This window comes from Actinomadura gamaensis (assembly GCF_042652125.1).
In the GTDB taxonomy this organism is placed as follows: Bacteria; Actinomycetota; Actinomycetes; order Streptosporangiales; family Streptosporangiaceae; genus Spirillospora; species Spirillospora gamaensis.
In genome coordinates this window covers 25,197-43,752 of sequence record NZ_JBHSIT010000024.1, presented here as the reverse complement: position 1 = coordinate 43,752, position 18,556 = coordinate 25,197, and the positions used below count along the sequence as shown (strand labels likewise).

Below are 18,556 nucleotides of genomic sequence, written 5' to 3'. Positions count from 1 at the left end.
CCAACGTCAAGTGGCTGCAGAAGGTCCAGCCGTACCTCAAGCAGGACAACCCCTGGCACATGGCGATCTTCTTCGTCTTCATCATCTTCTTCACCTACTTCTACGTCGCGATCACCTTCAACCCCACCGAAGTCGCCGACAACATGAAGAAGTACGGCGGTTTCATCCCCGGCATCCGGCCCGGACGCCCGACCGCCGAGTACCTCGACTACGTCCTCACCCGCATCACGACGCCGGGCGCGCTCTACCTGGGCCTGGTGGCACTGATCCCGATGATCGCGTTCGCGCTGCTCAACGCGACCCAGAACTTCCCCTTCGGCGGGACGAGCATCCTGATCGTCGTCGGCGTCGGACTGGACACCGTGAAGCAGATCGAGTCCCAGCTCCAGCAGCGCAACTACGAAGGCTTCCTGCGCTGATCCGGCGGCTCCGGACCGCTGCGCGCACGGCGGCCGGGCCGCCCTTCGCCCGGTAGGTCCGGGCCACCGTTCGCGTGGCGCCCGAGGCGCCGGTCCCGCCCCCGCGACGGCTCGTCCGTCGCGGGGGCTCGTCCGTCGCGGGGGCGGCGCGTTTTCCGGCCTTTCCCGGCAAGCCGCTTCCTCGCCGGGACGCGCCGGTTCATGATGGCGGCGTGACCGCACGACTGGTGGACCGGCTCGACGAGGCCCGGCGGCGGGGGTTCGTGGGGCGGCGGGCGGAGCTGGCCCGGTTCCGGGCCGTGCTCGCGGGCGCGGACGACGCGCGCGTCCTGTTCGTCCACGGGCCGGGCGGGATCGGCAAGACCGCCCTGCTGCGCCAGTTCGCCTGGCTCGCCGGCCGCGCCGGACGGCGGACGATCTGGCTGGACGGCCGCGAGACGCCCGCCGACGCGTCCGCCGTCCTCGCCGCCCTCCCCACCGTCCCGCCCCGAGAACGGCACGCGGGTCATGTCGCCGCCCATCCGCCGATCAAGAAGCCCTACGCGGACGCGGCCCGAGACCCGGGCGAGCACGCGGGCTGGGGCGAGGACCTGAACCGGGGCCGGGACGGCGGCGAGGACGTGCTGCTGGTCGTCGACGCCTTCGAGGGGCTGCGCACGCTGGAGCGCTGGCTTCGCGACGAGCTGATCCCCTCGCTGCCGGATCGGTGGATCGTGGCGCTCGCGGGACGGGACCGTCCGTCGGCGGCGTGGCGCGCGGACCCCGGCTGGCGCGAGCTGCTGGCCGACCTGCCGCTGCGCAACCTCGACGCGGACGAGGCGGGCGAGCTCCTCGACCGGCGCGGCCTCGCCCCCGGGCGGCGGGACGCGGCGCTGGCGTTCACCCGAGGCCATCCGCTCGCGTTGGCGCTGGTCGCGGACCTGCCCGTCCGCGAGGGCCCGTCCTTCGCGGCCGAGCCGGAGGTGCTGGCGACGCTGCTCAAGGCGTTCGTGGACCGGGTGCCGTCCCCCGCGCACCGCCGGGCGCTGGAGACATGCGCCCTGGTCATGACGGTGACCGAGGCGTTGCTGGCCGCCGTCCTCGACGCCGGGCCGGGAACGGACCGTCCGGACGCTCCGCCGCCCGACGCGGCGGCGGTGTTCGACTGGCTGCGCGGTCTGTCGATCGTGGAGCACGGGCCGCGCGGGCTCGTCCCGCACGACCTGGTCCGCGAGGTGCTCGCCGCCGAGCTGGGCTGGCGGGACCCGGCCGGGCGCGAGGAGATCCGCCTCCGCGCGGCCGACCACCTGCGGGAGCGGTTGCGCACCGCGCCCCCGGCCGTCCGGCAGGCGCTGCTGCTCGACCTGGTGTACCTGCACCGCGACCGGTCGGTGCTCGGCCGGTTCCTGCCCGGCCCCACGGGCCTCGACCAGGGCCGGTTCGCGGTGACGCCGCCCGCGTCCGGCGACTGGGCGACGCTGCGGTCATGGGTCGTCCGGCATGAGGGCGAGGCGTCGGCCGCGTTGTTCGACCTGTGGCGGGAGCGTCAGCCGGAGGCGTTTCGGGTCGTCCGGAACGAGGACGGCGACCCGGCGGGATTCTTCACGGTGCTGAAGCTGGAGCGCGTCCCTCCGGGAGGACGGCGCGACGACCCGGCCGTGCTCGGCGCGTTCACCCGCCTCACCGGTGACGCCGCGCCCCGCGAGGACGAAACGGCCGAACTCGTCCGGTTCTGGATGGCGGCGGACACCCATCAGGCGCTGTCGCCCGTCCAGACGTTCATCACGCTGCACATGGCACGGGCGGCGCTGTCCACGCCGTTCCTCGCCGCGACGTTCCTGCCGTTCACCGATCCGGACTTCTGGGCGGAGGGCTGCGCGCGCCTCGGCTACGAGCGCCTGCCCGAGGCCGACTTCGAGGTCGGCGGACGCGTCCACGGCGTGTACTGGCACGACTGGCGGCGCGAGTCGCCGCTGGCCTGGCTGTCCGGACTGATCGAGCGCGAGACCGGCGAGAGCCTGCCCGGCGCCGGAGTGGAGCCGCTCGGCCGGACGGCGTTCGCCGAGGCCGTCCGGGAGGCGCTGCGCGGGCTCGGCCGCGCGGACGGCCTGCGCGGCAGTCCCCTGCTCGGCTCCGCCCTGGCCGCGCGTCCCGGGACGTCCCCGGAGGCGGCCCTGCGCGAAGCGATCGAGGACGCCGCCGCCGAACTGGCCGCCTCACCGCGCGACCTCCGCGCGCACCGCGCCCTGCACCACACCTACCTGCGTCCCGCGCCGACGCAACGCGACGCGGCCGAACTCCTGTCCCTGCCGACGAGCACCTACCGCCGCCACCTGGCCGCCGGCATCGACCGCCTCACCGACCTGCTGTGGCGCCGCGAACAGGACCTCCGCGCCACCCGCACCTCCTGAGTTCGCCTGCCGCCGCGCACGAATGCCGGCACGGGCCAGCGGGCGAGGCGCGGTGCGGAGGCGAGGGGCGCAGGCCGATGTATGCGAGGGCCGCGCGTTCGCAGGGGGCGGCGTGGGCGGGGCGGGCGTGGCCGCATTGGAGCGACTCGCAGGGCCCGCGCCCAGGGTGAGTGCTGGGCGCGGGCCGGCCGCGAGGTGGTTGCGGGGCGGGTCAATCCGCGGGGCGATCCGGGACGGGGCAATACGCGGGGCGGTTACGAGGCAGCGCGGGGCGATCCGCGGGGTGCGCCGGGCGGTCCGCGGGGCGGGGCCGGGTCAGCTGAACTCGTTGTCGCTGAGGATGATGATCTGCTTGACGTACACGCTGCCGGCGCTGTTGTTGTTCGCGCACAGCTGGTACTGGCCCGCGCCGAGGAAGGTGCCGAGGGAGGTGCGGCCCTCGCCGGCGAAGTCGGTCACCGGGCCCGGGGAGACGGCGACGGTGGAGCCGCCCGTCTTGCGGAGGCGGAAGGTGACGCCGGGCAGCTTCGCGTGGCCCTCGCCGCGCACCTGGTAGCTCGCGTTCTGGTAGACGCAGAGCTGGCCGTTCGGCGCGACCCAGCCGTAGGCCTGGGACGAGGCGTTGGCGGCGGACGCGGTCAGGAGCGCGCCTCCGGCGGTGGCCGCCGCCAGCGTTCCGACGGCGGCGATTCGCCTGATCTTCATGGGGTTCCCCCTTCGTGGACGGCCCTCCGAACGGGCCGATGCGAGGGAACGTACGAGCGCGGAAGTTCCGGCTGCGAGACCGTTCCGCGCTCACTCCGCGCCCGGTTCCGGGTCGCTGCTACCGCTGGGGCGGGTCTACCCGCAGGGGCAGGTCTACGGCTCGGGCGGGTCTACCGCTGGGGCAGGGACGCGAACCAGCGGACGATCTGCCCCGTCCCGGCGACGTTGGTGCCGAGGTGCAGGGAGCCCTGGTACAGGGGCCTGCCCAGGTTCACGACCTGCGGGGTCACGCCGCGCGCCCGGAGCGCGGTGACGCAGTGGTCGGTGTTGAGGGTCGTCGCCTGCTCGTCGGTCTCGGCCCGGTAGAGGCGGACGGGCATGCGCGGCGTCCAGGCGCCGCAGACCTCGCCGTCGGTGCGGAGCGCGGCGGAGAAGGTGCCGGACGGGTGCTTCAGGACGGTCCAGCCGCGCGGGGTCAGCAGGTCGGCGAGGCGGTCGGGCATGCCCTTGAACATCTCCGGGCCCGGGGTGGTGCCGTCGAAGTACTTCTCGACGTGTTCGGTGTAGGGGGACTTGAAGACCTCCTGCGGCGTCCGGTAGATGCCGCCGTGGATGCGCTGCCAGGACGTCAGCAGGTACGCGACGTAGAGGGTGCTCGACTTGCTTTCGAGCTTCCCGCCGAGGAGCGCGGGCAGTTCGGCGTTGGCGAAGTCGTAGCCGCCGCTGATCGGGGCGACGGCCTTCGGCACGAAGTGCGGGTCCGCGCCGTCCTGGAGGGCGCGGGCGAGGCCGAGCGCGGACGACGCGCCCTGCGAGAAGCCGGTGATCAGCACCTTCCGGTCGAGGGTGTGGCCGGTGCGCGGGGCGAACGCGCGGGCGGCGCGCAGCATGTCCAGGGAGGCCGACGTCTCGGACGGCACGTCCTTCCACGGGTGGACGCCCGGCCCCTTCCCGAGCCCGAGGTAGTCGGGCGCGACGGCGGCGAAGCCCGAGCCCGCGTAGGTGTAGGCGGGGCCGACGGCCCACGGGGTGGTGCTGACGGACGGCGCGTCCGGTTTGTAGCTCGTCGTCCCGTGCGTGTACGAGACGGCCGTCAGCCGCCCGGACTTCCCGCGCGGCACGGCGAACAGGCCGGTCGCGGTGGTGGAGCGTCCCTTCGTGTCGATCGTCCGGTAGGTCAGGCGGTAGGCGTCCACGCCGCGCCGCACCGTCGAGGCGTCGAACCCGCCCTGGCCGAGCGCCGTGCGGACCTCGCCGGCGGACAGCGTGCGCAGCCGCTCCGCCTTGACGAGGGAACCGCGGGCGTCGGCGTAGGCGAAGTGCGCGGAGACCGAGTGTCCCCCGGCGAGCGCGCCGAGACCGACGACGGTCGCGCCGGTGAGGGCGAGGGCGGTGACGTTCTTGGAGTCCATGCCGGTCAGCCTCGTCCGGGGGCCGCCGGACGCGCGTCCCGCGCCGCGGTGATCCTCGACCTCCCCCCTGAGGGGTAAGCGCGCTAGACCTTGCCGATGCCGAGGGTGGTCTCGGACGGCAGCAGGCCGCTGCCGACCGCGGCGACCCAGACGGGGGTGACGGCTTCGGCGAACCGCTCGGCGCCCTTCTCGCCGAGCGCGTTCCAGGGACGGGCGGCCAGTTCGTCCGTGCGCTCCTCGACGGAACGGCGCAGGTCGCGTCCGCGTTCGGTGGCGGTGCCGCCGGCGTCCAGGAGGCCGCGCGAGCGCAGGCGCTCGGCGGCGTCCGCCCATTCGCGGTCGCTCCATCCCCGGCTGTCGAAGGTCGCGCGGGGCGCGGCGCCGATCGCGGCGAAGGAGACGAGGGCCTCCGCCGCGTCGAGGCCGGAGGTGAGGAGCGCGGCGACATGGCCGTCGCCCCGGTGCTCGCGCAGCAGCGTGACGGCCTGCCAGAGGACGAGGTGCGGCTCGTCCGGCCAGGGCAGGTCGGCGTTCGCGGCGGCCAGCGGACGTCCGGACAGGTCGGCGGCCTCGGCGGCGGTCCGCGCGAGCTCGGCGGCCTCGGCCACGGCGGGCGAGCCGATGTCGTCGCCGAGCAGCGTCCGGTAGGCGGCGTCGATCGCGCGCAGCCGCGCGTCCAGGACGGCTTCCGGCGCGGCCACCGTCCAGGCCGCCGGGACGTGCTCGGCGACCATGGACGGGGCGAAGCTGTAGAACGCCGAGCCGACCGCCTTCGCGCCGGCCGGGCCGAGCGGGGCGGCGCGCCAGGCGAAGTAGGACGGCCAGCGCGTTTCGGTGTCGTAGCCGAGCGCGGCGGCCTCGGCGAACACCTCGGGGGCGTAGTACAGGACGGCGTGCACGGGCTCGGTCAGGTGCCAGAGCTTGCGGATCTCGGCGGCCGGCAGGTTCATCGGAGGCCCTTCGTCAGAATCTTGTCACTGACAAGATGCCTCGGGGACCGGCGTCTTGTCAATGGCAAGTTCGACCGGCCGGACCGGCGTGACGGAACCGACACGCGGACGGCGGACCTCCACCGCCGCGTACGCGAGGAACACGAACGCCGACACGAGGTAGCAGTTGGCCACCAGCGTGGTCGGGCCGTGGAAGCCCCACTCCCGCGAGGTGCTGTCGTGCGGCGTCCACCACAGCGGCGACAGGACGAACAGAACGTACACGCACACCGCGGGCACGCGCCGCCCGTTCCGGACGAGCAGGACGAGCACCGGCAGCACCCACACCCAGTGGTGCGCCCACGAGATCGGCGAGACGAGCAGGCCGGTCGTCCCGGTCACGGCCGTCGCGCCGAGCCAGTCGCCGCGCCGCGCCCACGCGGCCGCGATCGCGAGCCCCGCGACGGCGACGGCCACGGAGATGAGCGGGTACCAGCTCTCGACGCGCTCGGGATGGCCGCCGAGCATCCGGGAGAGCATCCCGAACGGCGACTGGTTGCTGATGTAGGTGACCCCGACGCGCGAGGTGTCACGGAACGTGCCCGACCAGTAGACGCGCGAGGCGTCCGGCGCGACGAGCCACGTGCCCGCGACGGCGGCGGCGAACGTCCCGGCGGCGACACAGGCGGCCCGGACGCGTCCGGTCACCAGCAGAAGGACGATGAAGATACCGGGAGTAAGTTTCACCGCCGCCGCGATACCGATGCCGATCCCGGCTGCTTTTCCGCCGCGCGCGACGGCCTTCATGTCGGCGACGACGAAGGCGAGCAGGAAAAGGTTGACCTGTCCCTGGAAAAAGGTGTGGTAGACGGGCGCGAGAGGCATCGCGATCGCCACGAGAACGGCGACCGTGTTCCGCGATACGGGCCGTCCGGCGAGTTCCAGGATGCCCGCGCAGGCCCACGCGAGCGCGGCGAGGGAGGCGAACTGCCAGGCCACACGCGCGGCCGTGAGGGGCAGCTCCGACAGCGGCGAGCAGATCAGCGCGAAGAACGGCGTATTGGTGTACCAGTGCTCGGCGAGCTTCTCGGTGTAGAGGCGCGTCCCTTCCGTGACGACTCCCCCACCCAACCGGTAGATGCGGAAGTCGAGCGAGTCCCAGACCAGGGACCAGACCGCGAGCGCCGCTATTTCGACGGCCAACAGAACACGGAAGAACATCTTCATGCGGCAAAGATCGCCTGTGCGGACACCGCACGTCGTCGGGCTCCCGGCCACACTTTCCCCGCGCCGGACCCGCTCGCGGGCGTACGCCCGGCGGCCAATACCCACCCGCACCCCGGACGGTTACGATCGCGACATGTCCCCCACCCCGTCCGACCAGCGCGCCGACACTTCGGGCCGCCCCGGCGACGCCCCGCGCGCCCCAGACGGGCACGCCTCGAACGCACGCGGCTCAGACGAGCGTGGCTCAAACGGGCGCGGCTCAGACAAGCGCGGGCCGGACGGGCGCGGCTCGGGCGAGGGCGGGCCGGACGGGCGCGGCTCGGGCGAGGGCGGGCCGGACGGGCGCGGGTCAGGCGGGCGGCGCGGGGGCGCGGGGGCGTTCTCGAAGCGGGCCGGCGGGTCGGTTCTGGCCTGGGCCGGGGCGGTGTTCTTCGCGGGGCTGCTGGATCTGGTGCTGCACCGGCCGACCGGGCAGTTCTCGCAGACGGTCGTGCTCCCGGCGGTGCTGATGGCGGTGCCCGGGCTCATGCTGCGCCGCCGCACCCCGGCGCTCGTCCTGCTGCTGGCACTGGGCTGGGTCGTCGCCGTCGCCGAGCACGTCGGCTGGAGCACCGGGTACACCAAGGTCCTCGTGGACGACGTGGTGCTCGCCTACATCGCGCTGTCCCGGCCGCGCCGGACCAGGACCGCGGCCTGCTCGATCATCTTCGCCGTCCAGCTGGCGGCGGCCGTGGTCCTGCCGCACGGACCGGACAGCCAGGTGCAGGCCGTCGCCGTCGTGGTCCTCGGCTTCGTCGCCGCGATGACGACCGCGCGGTCGATGCGCGAGCGCCGCGAGCACGCCGTCGAGCTGCGGACGCGCGAGACCGAGCGGGCGCTGGCCGCCGAGCGGCTCCGGATCGCCCGCGAGCTGCACGACATGGTCGCGCACAGCATCGGGATCGTCGCGATCCAGGCGGGCGTCGGCGGACGGGTGATCGACACCCAGCCGGACGAGGCGCGCAACGCGCTGGCCGCGATCGAGGCGACCAGCCGGGAGACCCTCGCCGGGCTCCGCCGGATGCTCGTGACGCTGCGCGAGTCCGGCACGGAGGCCGCGGACGGCGGTCCCGCGCCCGCGCCGCTCGACCCCGCGCCGGGTCTGGCCGACCTGGACCGGCTCGTCGCCGCCACGCGCGACGCGGACGTGCGGGTCGAGGTGCGCTGGGAGGGCGAGCGGCGTCCGCTGCCCCCGGAGATCGACCTGTCGGTGTTCCGGATCGTCCAGGAGGCGCTGACGAACGTCGTCCGGCACGCGCACGCCCGCGCCTGCCGGGTCACCATCGGGTTCGGGGAGGACGAGCTGACCGTTTCGATCGAGGACGACGGCACGGGCGGGACGCCCGGCGACGGCGGCGGGTTCGGCATCGTCGGGATGCGGGAACGGGCCGCCCTCCTGCGCGGCGAGCTGAGCGCCGGCCCGCGTCCCGAGGGGGGCTTCCGGGTCGCCGCGCGCATCCCGGTCCCGGCCACGGCGCAGATCCCGGTGCTGCGATGAGCACGCCGGACGCCCGGGGAAGCACCCGCGCCGAAGCGGCCAACCCGCCCGACGCGACCAACGCGCCCGACGCGACCAACGCGACCAACGCGGCCGAAGCGGCCAACGCGGTCGATGCGGCCGTCCGGGTGGTGCTCGCGGACGATCAGCCGCTGATCAGGGCCGGGCTGCGCGTCCTCATCGCCGACTGCCCCGACCTCGCGGTCGTCGGCGAGGCGGGCGACGGCGCGGAGGCCGTGCGGCTCGCCGGGGAGCGCCGTCCGGACGTCGTGGTCATGGACATCCGGATGCCGGGCATGGACGGCATCGAGGCGACCCGCCGCATCACCCGGGACGGGACCGCGCGCGTCCTGATGCTGACCACGTTCGACGACGACGAGTACGTCTACGGCGCGCTGCGCGCGGGCGCGAGCGGGTTCCTGGTGAAGGACATGGCGCTGGAGGACATCCTCGCGGCGGTCCGGGTGGTCGCGGCGGGCGAGGCGCTGCTCGCGCCGGGCGTGACCCGCCGCCTGATCGCGGACTTCGCGGCGCGGCCCGAGCCGTCCGCCGGGCGCCCGGTCACGCTGGCCGGCGTCACCGAGCGGGAGCGGGAGGTGCTGACGCTGGTCGGGCGCGGGATGTCGAACGCGGAGATCGCCGGACGGCTGTCGATCAGCGTCGCGACCGCGAAGGCGCACGTGGCGCGGCTGCTGACCAAGCTGGACGCGCGCGACCGGGTGCAGCTGGTGATCATCGCCTACGACGCCGGGCTCGTCGCCCCGTCCTCCTGACGGCATTGCGGCCCACCCCGGCCGTTTCCGGCCCCGGCCGCTCTCGACCCCGACCGCCTCCCCGCGACCGTCACCAGCCCGGACCAGCGCGGACGGGGCGAGCGCCGGCGCGTCGCCGGTGCCGGTTTTTGTAGGGTCTGACCGACAGGATCACACCCGACAGGAGGCGGCGACGATGGCGCAGCAGGTACGCGGGGTCATCGCACCGGGCAAGGGGCAGCCGGTGCGGATCGAGACCATCACGATCCCGGACCCGGGGCCGGGCGAGGCGGTGGTCCAGGTCCAGGCGTGCGGGGTGTGCCACACCGACCTGCACTACCGGGAGGGCGGCATCAACGACGACTTCCCGTTCCTGCTCGGCCACGAGGCGGCCGGGGTGGTCGAGTCGGTCGGCGAGGGCGTCACCGAGGTCGCGCCCGGCGACTTCGTGGTCCTGAACTGGCGGGCCGTCTGCGGGCAGTGCCGCGCCTGCCTGCGCGGGCGCCCCTGGTACTGCTTCGACACGCACAACGCCAAGCAGAAGATGACCCTCGCGGACGGCACGGAGCTGTCCCCCGCGCTCGGCATCGGCGCGTTCGCCGACAAGACCCTCGTCGCCGCCGGGCAGTGCACGCGCGTGGACCCGGCCGCGAAGCCCGAGGTCGCGGGCCTGCTCGGCTGCGGCGTGATGGCGGGCCTCGGCGCGGCGCTCAACACCGGTAACGTCGGACGCGGCGACAGCGTGGCGGTGATCGGCTGCGGCGGCGTCGGCGCGGCGGCCGTGCTCGGCGCGCGGCTGGCGGGCGCGGCGCGGATCATCGCCGTCGACCTGGACGAGCGCAAGCTCGCCACCGCCAAGCGGCTCGGCGCGACGCACGCCGTGAACGCGAAGGACGGCGATGTCGTCGAGGCCGTCCAGGAGCTGACCGGCGGGTTCGGCGCGGACGTCGTGATCGACGCGGTCGGCCTCCCCGAGACCTACAAGCAGGCGTTCTACGCCCGCGACCTCGCCGGGACGGTGGTGCTCGTCGGCGTCCCGACGCCCGAGATGACGCTCGAACTGCCGCTGCTGGACGTGTTCGGGCGCGGCGGGGCGCTCAAGTCGTCCTGGTACGGCGACTGCCTGCCGTCCCGCGACTTCCCGATGCTGATCGACCTGTACCTCCAGGGCCGCCTGGACCTGGAGGCGTTCGTGTCCGAGACCATCCCGCTGGACGGCGTGGAGGCCGCGTTCGAGAAGATGGACCACGGCGACGTGCTGCGCTCGGTGGTGGTGTTCTGATGGCGGCGCGGATCGGCCATGTCGTCACCTCCGGCACGTTCTCCCTGGACGGCGGCACCTGGGAGGTCGACAACAACGTCTGGATCGTCGGGGACGACGCGGAGTGCGTGGTCATCGACGCCGCGCACGACGCGGACGCGATCGCCGCGGCGGTCGGCGACCGGCGGCTCGTCGCGATCGTGTCCACGCACGGGCACGACGACCACATCGACGCCGCGCCCGCGCTCGCGGACCGCACCGGCGCGCCCGTCCTGCTGCACCCGGCCGACCTGATGCTGTGGAAGCAGCGGCACCCGGACCGCTCGCCCGACGGCGAGCTCGCCGACGGCCAGGTCGTCACGGTCGCCGGAACCGACCTGACCGTCCTGCACACGCCCGGCCACTCCCCCGGCGCGGTCTGCCTGCACGCGCCGTCGCTCGGCACGGTGTTCTCCGGCGACACGCTGTTCCAGGGCGGGCCGGGCGCGACCGGCCGGTCCTACTCGGACTTCCCGACGATCATCACCTCGATCCGGGAGCGGCTGCTGGCGCTGCCGCCCGGGACGACCGTCCGGACCGGGCACGGCGACACCACCACGATCGGCGCCGAGGCCCCGCACCTGGACGAGTGGATCGCGCGCGGCCACTGATCCGGATCTTCGTGGAGACGGCGGCCCGCGCCGCGGCGCCGCCGTCTTGACGAACCCCGGACCGACCGGCCATGGTGCGGGATAGTGTCCCTCGGGCGGACGGGCCGTGACGCGCCTCCGCGAACGACCGGTGACTCCGGGGAGGTGCGATGCGGGTGCGGCACGCTGCGGTCGCGACGCTCGGTCTGCTCTCGCTCGGCCCGCTCGCGGCGGCCTGCGGGACGTCCAGCGCGTCGACCGGCAAGTTCAACCCGCCTGCCGAGGCCGTCCAGCCGCCGGTGGCGTCCGGAACGCCGGGGCAGCCGGTCCCGCCGGCGCCGTCCGCGACGGTGCGCGCGCTGCCGGAGTCGGATCCGCTGAACCTCACCCCGCTCGGCAAGCCCGGCTCGTGGCGCGTCACGACGTACTACACGGCCGTGGAGAGCCTGCACGGCGGCGCGATGACGGCGGTGAAGGGCTGCACGTCCGTGCGCTGCTCCAACGGGAGCACGCCGCTCGGCTCGTACCCGGCCGACTTCCTGCGCGTGATCCGCACCGAGGGCAGCGGACGGATCACCTCCGGCCCGCAGAAGGGCCGCTTCCTCAACTGGTCGCACAGCACCGGCTACTGGCTGGACGACAGCACGCGCGACCCGGCGGGCCGTCCGCTGAAGGCGTGGGAGTCGGCCGCGGCCGACCGCGACGTCCTGGCGCGCGGGCAGCGCTTCGTGATCACCGCCTGCGGGGCGGGCGTCCCGGCGGCCGTCTGCGCGCGCTTCCGCAAGGCCCGCTGGACCGTCACCGACCTGTTCCGGCCGGGCTACGGCGGCCGGCACCACACCGACGTCTACCTGGGCGAAGAGACCGACCCGGACTTCAGGCGGTACGCCACGACCCTGAACGGCGCGTCCCTCGCCTCCTTCTGAGCCGGCTTCCGCGTCCGCCTCCCCGAGGCGGAGGGGGCGTCAGTTGGAGCTCGGGGTGGGAAGCGGAGGGTTCGCCGCGCGGTCGGGCGGGCGCGGGGAGGCCAGGCGGGTGGGACGGATCCGGCCGCGCAGCAGGATCTCGTCGCCGAGCTCCCAGCGGGCGGCCTCGGCGGGGTCGGCGCCCTCGACGACCGTCGCGGCGGCGAGGACGCGGTCGGGCCGTCCCTTGGCCAGGTCGGTGAGGCGGGCGGCCTCGTTCACCGGGTCGCCGATGACGGTGTACTCGAACCGCTCCTCGGCGCCGATGTGCCCGGCGACGGCCTCGCCCGCCGACACGCCCACGGCGGCCGACAGGCCCGGCACCTCGTCCCGGAGGCGGGCGGCCAGCTCGCGCCCGGCGGCGAGCGCGCGGCCCGCCGCGCCGGGCAGGTCCAGCGGCGCGCCGAAGATCGCGAGCGCGGCGTCGCCCTCGAACTTGTTGATCCAGCCGCCGTGCCGCCCGACCACCTCGACGACGACCGCGAAGAAGTCGTTCAGCAGCCCGACGACCTCGGTCGGCGGGCGCTCGGCGGCCAGCCGGGTGGAGCCGATGACGTCCACGAACAGCACCGCGACCTCGCGCAGCTCGCCGCCGAGGTCCACGCCGTGCTCCAGCGCGACCTTCGCGGCGTCCTCGCCGACCTGGCGGCCGAACAGGTCCTGGAGCCGCTCGTGCTCGCGCAGCCCGGCGGCCATGTGGTTGAACCCGGCCTGGAGCAGCCCGACCTCGCTCGCGTCGTAGACGGGCACCTCGACGTCCAGCTCGCCCCGCTCGACCCGGGCGAGGCCGAGCCGCACCGACTCGACCGGGTCGGCGATCGCGCGCGCCGCGCCGTAGGTGACGCCGAGGCCGACGACCAGGGCCGTCCCGCCGAGGGCGAGCACGGCGGTCGCGAACGAGTGGACGGTCACCCGGTTCAGCACGAACGACCCGACCGCGAGGACGATCAGCCCGAGGATCGGCACGGCGGTGCCGAGCGCCCAGGCCAGCACCGAGCGCGCGACGACGCCGGGCAGGCCGGTGCGGCGCGGCATCCCGGCGCGCAGCGCGGTGGTCACCGAGCGGCGCAGCAGCCGCTCGGCGAGCAGGTAGACGACCGTGCAGGTGGTGAGCCCGCCGAGCAGGCTGGTCAGGCCGAGCTTCACCGCGAGCAGCGCGGAGAACGGCAGGTTGATCAGCACCCAGCCGACCGTCCCGACCGCCCAGAGCGTCAGGTGGACGGCCATCAGCCGCAGCGGGCCGTACAGCAGCAGCGCCCGCTCCCGCCGGTCCGGCTCGTCGTGCCTGTCGACCAGGCGGCGGACGCGGCGGAAGAACCGGTTGCCGAGCACCAGCCCGACCGGCACCGCGAGCACGACGTAGGCGGTGAACACCCAGACGTTGACGGCCTGCATCCGGTGCGGGAAGTGGCCGCCGGGGTTCGGCACGATCAGCGTGAAGACCAGGACGACCAGCGCGCCGCCGAGGTTGGCGAGGCCGGTCGCGAGGGTGACCAGGATGCGCGCGCGGCGGGCGACCTGGGCGCGGGAGTCCTCCGGACGGCCGTCGATCAGCCGCCACAGGATGCCGAAGGGCGCGCGGGCGCGCCGCTCGGCGCCCTCGTCCACCACTTCGGTCCCCACGAAGGTGGAGCGTATCCGGTCGTCTCAGGTGTTCCGTACATCACAGTCGTCCCATGGTCTCCGTCACACCTTCCTGACCTCCCGGGGAGGGAGGTGTGACGGCATGGTCCGATTGACCGGCCGGTCAGTCAGGGCACTCTTCAAATCAGACAAACACCCCATCTCTCCCCTGAGAGGTTCCCATGGGAAAGTTCGCCTGGGAGGACGCGGTCGCCTTCGCCGCCGGACTCGCCGCCCTCGTCGCCCCCGACCTGTGGACCGACGGCTACGGCCGCCTGCCGCTGATGGTCCTCGGCGCGCTGCTGCTGGTCGCGGGCCTGTTCCCGCTGCTCGGCACGCCCGGCGCGACGGCCTGGACGACCACCGCGTTCGCCCTGCTGATCTTCATCTCGCCGTGGGCCTGGCAGTACGACGGCCGCCACGCCGCCGCCTGGACGGCATGGATCGCGGGCGGCGTCGCGACTATCGTCGGCCTGTGGGTCGCCTACCGCACCCGCGCGGCCAGGGCCTGACCGCCACCGGGACCTGACCGCCGAGAGACCGACGACGTACGAGCACCGGCCGGCGACCGGGCGGCCATCGGGGAGGACGGAGATGCACGCACCCACGCCTCCACCCCGCCCGGCCTCCGCGCCGGACGCCCCCGTCACCGACGCCGGGGCGCACGACAGCGCCGGCACCCCGAACGTTCCCGTCGCGAACGCTCCGGTCCCGGACGCTCCCATCCCGGACATCCCGGTCCCGGACGCGCGGACGCGGATTCTGGACGCCGCCGAGAAGCTGTTCGCCGAAGGCGGCTACGAGGGGACGTCCACCGCGCGCATCGCGCGCTGCGCGCAGGTCCCCAAGGGCCTGGTGTTCCACTACTTCCCGCAGAAGATCGACGTGCTGCTGACGCTGGTCGCCGAGCGCACGCGGATCGAGCAGGCGGCCGACCCGGCCGCGCTGGAGGCCGTCCCCGGCGATCCGGCGGGCACGCTCGCCCGCCTGGTGGACGGCTTCCCCCTGCACGCCTCCCCCGCCATGCGGCGCATCCTGTTCCGCGAGGCCGACACGCACACGACCGTCCGGGAGCGCCTGCGGCTGCTGAACGGGGAGGTCGTCAGGCGGGCCCGCCTCGCCCTGGAGATGGCCCTGCCCGGCGCGCGGGGCGATCAGGCGCGGCTGGAGGTCGCCGCCGCCACGTTCGCGGCCGTCCTGCTCTACCAGGAGCACCTGGCGCAGCTCAGCGGCCACCACGTGGACCCGGACGCCGTCGCCGAGCTGATCACGCGCGCGCTGGGGTCCTGAAGCCGTCGGTCTCGACGGGCGTCAGCATCCGGTGCGGCTTGCGCAGGGCCTTGCTCACCGCGTCCTGGCGCAGCCCGGCGGCCGGGCCGGGGTGGATCTCCAGGTCGGCCGGAGGGACCGGCGCGCCGCCGCAGGCCGGGCACGTGCCGTCCAGCCCGATGCGGGTGCCGCACGCGCCGTGCACGAACCACCGGCAGGAGCCGTGCTCGCCGAAGTTCTGCTCGCCCCAGCGGGCGAGGCCGTGCACGACCGGCCAGAGCGAGAGGCCCGCCTCGGTGAGCACGTACTCGTGCCCCTCCTTGGCGAGGACGCCGTGCTCGACCAGCGTGGACAGCCGCGCCGACAGCACGGCGCGCGGAATGTCCAGGTGGACGAGGAAGTCGCTGAACCTGCGGACGCCGTAGAACGCGTCCCGGACGATCAGCAGCGTCCAGCGCTCGCCGACCACCTCCAGCGCCCGGGCCAGGGTGCAGTCCTGCCCGGAGTAGTCCTTCCCGAGTGCCATGCCCCGCAGGATACCCGCCCTCCGGTTCATTCACCGAACTCGCCGTGTTAGAGTCGCCGCCATGGTTCGGTCATTGAACTCCCCACCACGGAACCTGGAGGCGGCATGACGACCCTGGCTACCCCCGGCGCCCGCCGCGAGGCCCGCGCGCCGGGCGCGACCGCGGCGATCGTCCTGCCCGGCGCCGCGACGCTGCTCGGCCTGATGAACTACACCGCGCCGATCGCGACCCTCACCGACACCGCGAACGGCCTGCACGCCGGGACCACGGCGCGGATCTGGGTGATGAGCTCGATCAGCCTCGGCCTCGCCGCCTCGCTGCTGGTCGTCGGCGCGCTCGCCGACGACCACGGACGCCGCCGGCTGTTCTCGCTCGGCGGCGGCCTGCTCGCGCTGTCCAGCGTCGGCTGCGCGCTCGCCCCCGACTCCCTCACCTTCGTGGCCGGACGGATCGTCCAGGGCGTCGCGACCGCCGCGCTCCTCGCCACCGGCCTCGGCATCATCGGCCACACGTTCACCGGGGCCGCCCGCGCCCGCGCCGCCGGGATCTGGGGCGCGATGCTCGGCCTCGGCATCGCGCTCGGCCCGATCGCCGCCGCCTGGCTCACGCAGCTCGCCGGCTGGCGGCTCTGGTACTGGGTCACGGTCGCGGCGTCCGTCGCCCTGACCGCCGCCGCGCGCGCCCTGCCGGAGTCCCGCGCCGAGCAGCGCCGGGGCCTGGACCTGCCCGGCCTGGTCACGATGGTCGGCGGCGTCTCCGCGCTGCTCGCCGCCGTCACCCTCGGCCGCACCGGCTGGACGCGGCCGTCCGTGCTGGTCCTGCTGGCGGTCGCGGTCGTCCTGCTGGCCGCGTTCGTGGCCGTCGAGTCGCGGCGGACGTCCCCGATGCTGGACCTGGGGCTGTTCCGCCGTCCGGCGTTCCTGCTCTCGGTCGGCGGCGCCCTGGTCACCGGCCTCGGCGTGATCGGCCTGATGAGCAACCTCGTGACGATCATGGTGAGCGCCCTGCGGCTGTCGGCGCTGGACGCCTCGCTCGTCCTCGGCGTCTGGTCCGGCGTCTCGTACGTCGCGGCGCTCCAGGCCCGCCGCCTGCCCGCGCGCTGGTCCTCCGGGCTGCTGCTCGGCGCGGGCCTGGCGCTCAGCGCGGTCGGCGAGCTGGCGATGCTCGGCATCGACCCCGGCACGGGGTGGGAACGCCTGGTCCCCGGCCTCCTCATCGCCGGAGTCGGCAGCGGCCTCGCCAACGCGATGCTCGCGCGCCTGGCCGTGGACAGCGTCCCGCCGCAGCGGGCGAGCATGGGCTCGGGCGCGAACAACACCGCCCGCTACGCCGGGGCCGCGCTGGGCGTGGCCATGGTCTTCGCGATCAACACCAGCTCCGGGACGACCCCGCACGCGGTGACCGAGGGCCTCAACCTCTCCCTGATCGTCTCCGCCGTGGTCTGCGCCCTGGGCGCGGTCGCCGCCGTCCCCCTCACCCGGCGCGTCACGCTCGCGGCCGAGGGCGAGCGGACGGTCACGCGAGTTCTTCGATGAACGCCGCGAGCTGGGCCAGGTTGCGGCACTCGAACATCGGGAGCAACTCGGCGTACCGGGACGCGGCGGAGTCGCCGGTGTCCCACTGGGCGCGCGGCTCGGGGTTGAGCCAGTACGCGTGCCGCGCCCGGTCCACCAGGGTCCTCAGGACGGGAAGCGAGAGGTCGCCGTAGTTGGAGCGGGCGTCGCCGAGCACGAGCAGGGAGGTCCTGGACGTCACGGCGTCGCCCCACCGGTCGGCGAACACCTTGATCGCGTTGCCGTAGTTCGAGCGCCCGGTGATCCAGACGAGGTCGGCCTCCTCGGCCATGCGGGTCATGGCGTCGGCGACGTCCGCGCCGGGCGCGAAGTACCTGGTGATCTCGTCGGTGCCGTCGATGAAGGCGAACGCGCGGACCTTGGTGAACTGCTCGCGCAGCGCGAAGGTCAGCAGGAGCGTGAAGTGCGCGAACGAGGAGACCGAGTCGCTGGCGTCGCAGAGGATCACCAGCTCGGGCTTGTGCGGTCTGCGCGGCCGGTGGTGGGTCGTCAGGGGGACGCCGCCGCTCGCCAGGGACGCCCGGACCGTCCGGCGGAAGTCCAGCCGTCCGCGGTTGCCCGCCCGCTGCTTCTGGACGAGCCGGGACGCCAGGCGGCGGGCCAGCGGATAGACCTCGCGGCGCAGGGCGGCCATCTCCGCGCGGCTCGCGCGGTTGAAGTCGAGGTGCTCGATCGGCGGGCGCGTCGAGATGCGCGCGGTGCGCTCGACGCCGGTGTCCTCGGCGATGCGGCGGCGGACCTCGGTCGCGACGAGGTCCTGGAACCGGGCGATGCGGTCGTTGATCGTCCGGCGGGCGACGCGTTCGGCCATGCCGCCGCGCTCCTGCCCGTTCAGGACGGCGTTGAGCAGGTTCGCCATCAGCGTCTCGGGCGACAGCGCCCGCGTGACGCCCGAGGCGAACCACGACTGCTGTCCCTCGGCCTGGCCGTACTCGGCGACGGCCGTGCGGGCGAACCGGCGCAGTCCCGCGTCGTCGCCGGCCAGGAGCAGGTCGAAGAGCGCGCGGCGCCGCTCCTGGACGGCCGGGTCGAGCGGCGGCGGCAGCGGACGGCCGTCCTCGCCCTTCGTCCGCGCCGGCCGGCCGGAGGCCGGGGTCGAGCCGTCGCCCAGCGCGGCCGGGTACCAGAGGTCGAAGAGGGTGTCGAAGACCGGACGGTGCGTCGGGCGCTTCACCAGCGTCGCGGCGTAGGCGGCGCGCAGGGTCTCGCGGTCGAGGAGGTCCACGGACCGCAGGGCGCGGACGGCGTCCAGCCCCTCGGCGACCGACACCGGCAGGCCCGCCTCGCGGAGCGCCGCGACGAACGCGGTGTGCCGGTCGATGAGGGAGCCCATATCA

General features: G+C 74.5%; 17 protein-coding genes. 10 read left to right on the top strand and 7 right to left on the bottom strand.

The annotated features are described in order from the left end of the window. Together ACFPCY_RS42810 and ACFPCY_RS42805 are read left to right on the top strand one after the other, a co-directional pair. Positions 1–419, top strand: a 419-nt coding sequence (locus tag ACFPCY_RS42810) for a preprotein translocase subunit SecY (protein WP_378265630.1), incomplete at its 5' end; no start/stop codon positions are given. Between the two features lie 212 nt (positions 420–631). Further along, positions 632–2,809 carry an AAA family ATPase gene (locus ACFPCY_RS42805; protein ID WP_378265628.1) on the top strand — a complete coding sequence of 726 codons (2,178 nt, stop codon included), beginning with the start codon at positions 632–634 and terminating at the stop codon, positions 2,807–2,809. Positions 2,810–3,124: 315 nt separating this feature from the next. On the opposite strand, the gene ACFPCY_RS42800 is transcribed toward ACFPCY_RS42805, so the two are convergent. The 4 genes from ACFPCY_RS42800 to ACFPCY_RS42785 form a co-directional block, all read right to left on the bottom strand. Next, complete coding sequence (locus ACFPCY_RS42800; protein ID WP_378265626.1) at positions 3,125–3,514, bottom strand: hypothetical protein; 390 nt, start codon at positions 3,512–3,514, stop codon at positions 3,125–3,127. Positions 3,515–3,684: 170 nt separating this feature from the next. Beyond that, on the bottom strand, positions 3,685–4,926 hold the full coding sequence (locus ACFPCY_RS42795) for an alpha/beta hydrolase (protein WP_378265624.1): 1,242 nt from the start codon (positions 4,924–4,926) through the stop codon (positions 3,685–3,687). 83 nt (positions 4,927–5,009) lie between these two features. Further along, complete coding sequence (locus tag ACFPCY_RS42790; protein WP_378265622.1) at positions 5,010–5,876, bottom strand: SCO6745 family protein; 867 nt, start codon at positions 5,874–5,876, stop codon at positions 5,010–5,012. A 24-nt stretch (positions 5,877–5,900) separates the two neighbouring features. Further along, on the bottom strand, positions 5,901–7,082 hold the full coding sequence (locus ACFPCY_RS42785; RefSeq protein ID WP_378265620.1) for a glycosyltransferase 87 family protein: 1,182 nt from the start codon (positions 7,080–7,082) through the stop codon (positions 5,901–5,903). 133 nt (positions 7,083–7,215) lie between these two features. Between ACFPCY_RS42785 and ACFPCY_RS42780 the strand changes: the two genes are divergently transcribed. The 5 genes from ACFPCY_RS42780 (at position 7,216) to ACFPCY_RS42760 (ending at position 12,187) form a co-directional block, all read left to right on the top strand. Beyond that, entirely contained in the window at positions 7,216–8,619 is a 1,404-nt protein-coding gene (locus ACFPCY_RS42780; protein ID WP_378265618.1) for a sensor histidine kinase, read from the top strand. Continuing rightward, entirely contained in the window at positions 8,616–9,392 is a 777-nt protein-coding gene (locus tag ACFPCY_RS42775; RefSeq protein WP_378265616.1) for a response regulator, read from the top strand. The genes ACFPCY_RS42780 and ACFPCY_RS42775 overlap by 4 nt, the downstream gene beginning before the upstream one ends. A gap of 175 nt (positions 9,393–9,567) precedes the next feature. Next, positions 9,568–10,653 (top strand): S-(hydroxymethyl)mycothiol dehydrogenase, encoded by a 1,086-nt coding sequence (locus tag ACFPCY_RS42770; RefSeq protein WP_378265614.1) that lies wholly within the window; start codon positions 9,568–9,570, stop codon positions 10,651–10,653. Further along, positions 10,653–11,282, top strand: coding sequence for an MBL fold metallo-hydrolase (locus ACFPCY_RS42765; RefSeq protein WP_378265612.1), 630 nt, complete (start codon positions 10,653–10,655; stop codon positions 11,280–11,282). The genes ACFPCY_RS42770 and ACFPCY_RS42765 overlap by 1 nt, the downstream gene beginning before the upstream one ends. A gap of 149 nt (positions 11,283–11,431) precedes the next feature. Then, on the top strand, positions 11,432–12,187 hold the full coding sequence (locus ACFPCY_RS42760; protein ID WP_378265610.1) for a hypothetical protein: 756 nt from the start codon (positions 11,432–11,434) through the stop codon (positions 12,185–12,187). Between the two features lie 39 nt (positions 12,188–12,226). On the opposite strand, the gene ACFPCY_RS42755 is transcribed toward ACFPCY_RS42760, so the two are convergent. After that, positions 12,227–13,849, bottom strand: coding sequence for an adenylate/guanylate cyclase domain-containing protein (locus ACFPCY_RS42755; RefSeq protein ID WP_378265608.1), 1,623 nt, complete (start codon positions 13,847–13,849; stop codon positions 12,227–12,229). A 182-nt stretch (positions 13,850–14,031) separates the two neighbouring features. Between ACFPCY_RS42755 and ACFPCY_RS42750 the strand changes: the two genes are divergently transcribed. Next, complete coding sequence (locus tag ACFPCY_RS42750; protein ID WP_378265606.1) at positions 14,032–14,361, top strand: SPW repeat protein; 330 nt, start codon at positions 14,032–14,034, stop codon at positions 14,359–14,361. 82 nt (positions 14,362–14,443) lie between these two features. Next, the gene (locus ACFPCY_RS42745; protein ID WP_378265604.1) at positions 14,444–15,139 is read left to right on the top strand and encodes a TetR/AcrR family transcriptional regulator; all 696 of its coding nucleotides are present in this window, start codon (positions 14,444–14,446) and stop codon (positions 15,137–15,139) included. Here the strand turns inward: ACFPCY_RS42745 and ACFPCY_RS42740 are convergent. Further along, positions 15,117–15,644, bottom strand: coding sequence for a winged helix-turn-helix transcriptional regulator (locus ACFPCY_RS42740; protein WP_378265602.1), 528 nt, complete (start codon positions 15,642–15,644; stop codon positions 15,117–15,119). The two genes, ACFPCY_RS42745 and ACFPCY_RS42740, sit on opposite strands and share 23 nt — an antisense overlap. Positions 15,645–15,749: 105 nt before the next feature. Here ACFPCY_RS42740 and ACFPCY_RS42735 point away from each other — a divergent pair, with 105 nt between their 5' ends. After that, positions 15,750–17,180, top strand: coding sequence for an MFS transporter (locus ACFPCY_RS42735; RefSeq protein ID WP_378265600.1), 1,431 nt, complete (start codon positions 15,750–15,752; stop codon positions 17,178–17,180). Here the strand turns inward: ACFPCY_RS42735 and ACFPCY_RS42730 are convergent. Continuing rightward, positions 17,161–18,552, bottom strand: coding sequence for a vWA domain-containing protein (locus ACFPCY_RS42730; protein WP_378265598.1), 1,392 nt, complete (start codon positions 18,550–18,552; stop codon positions 17,161–17,163). The two genes, ACFPCY_RS42735 and ACFPCY_RS42730, sit on opposite strands and share 20 nt — an antisense overlap. Positions 18,553–18,556: the final 4 nt, after the last annotated feature.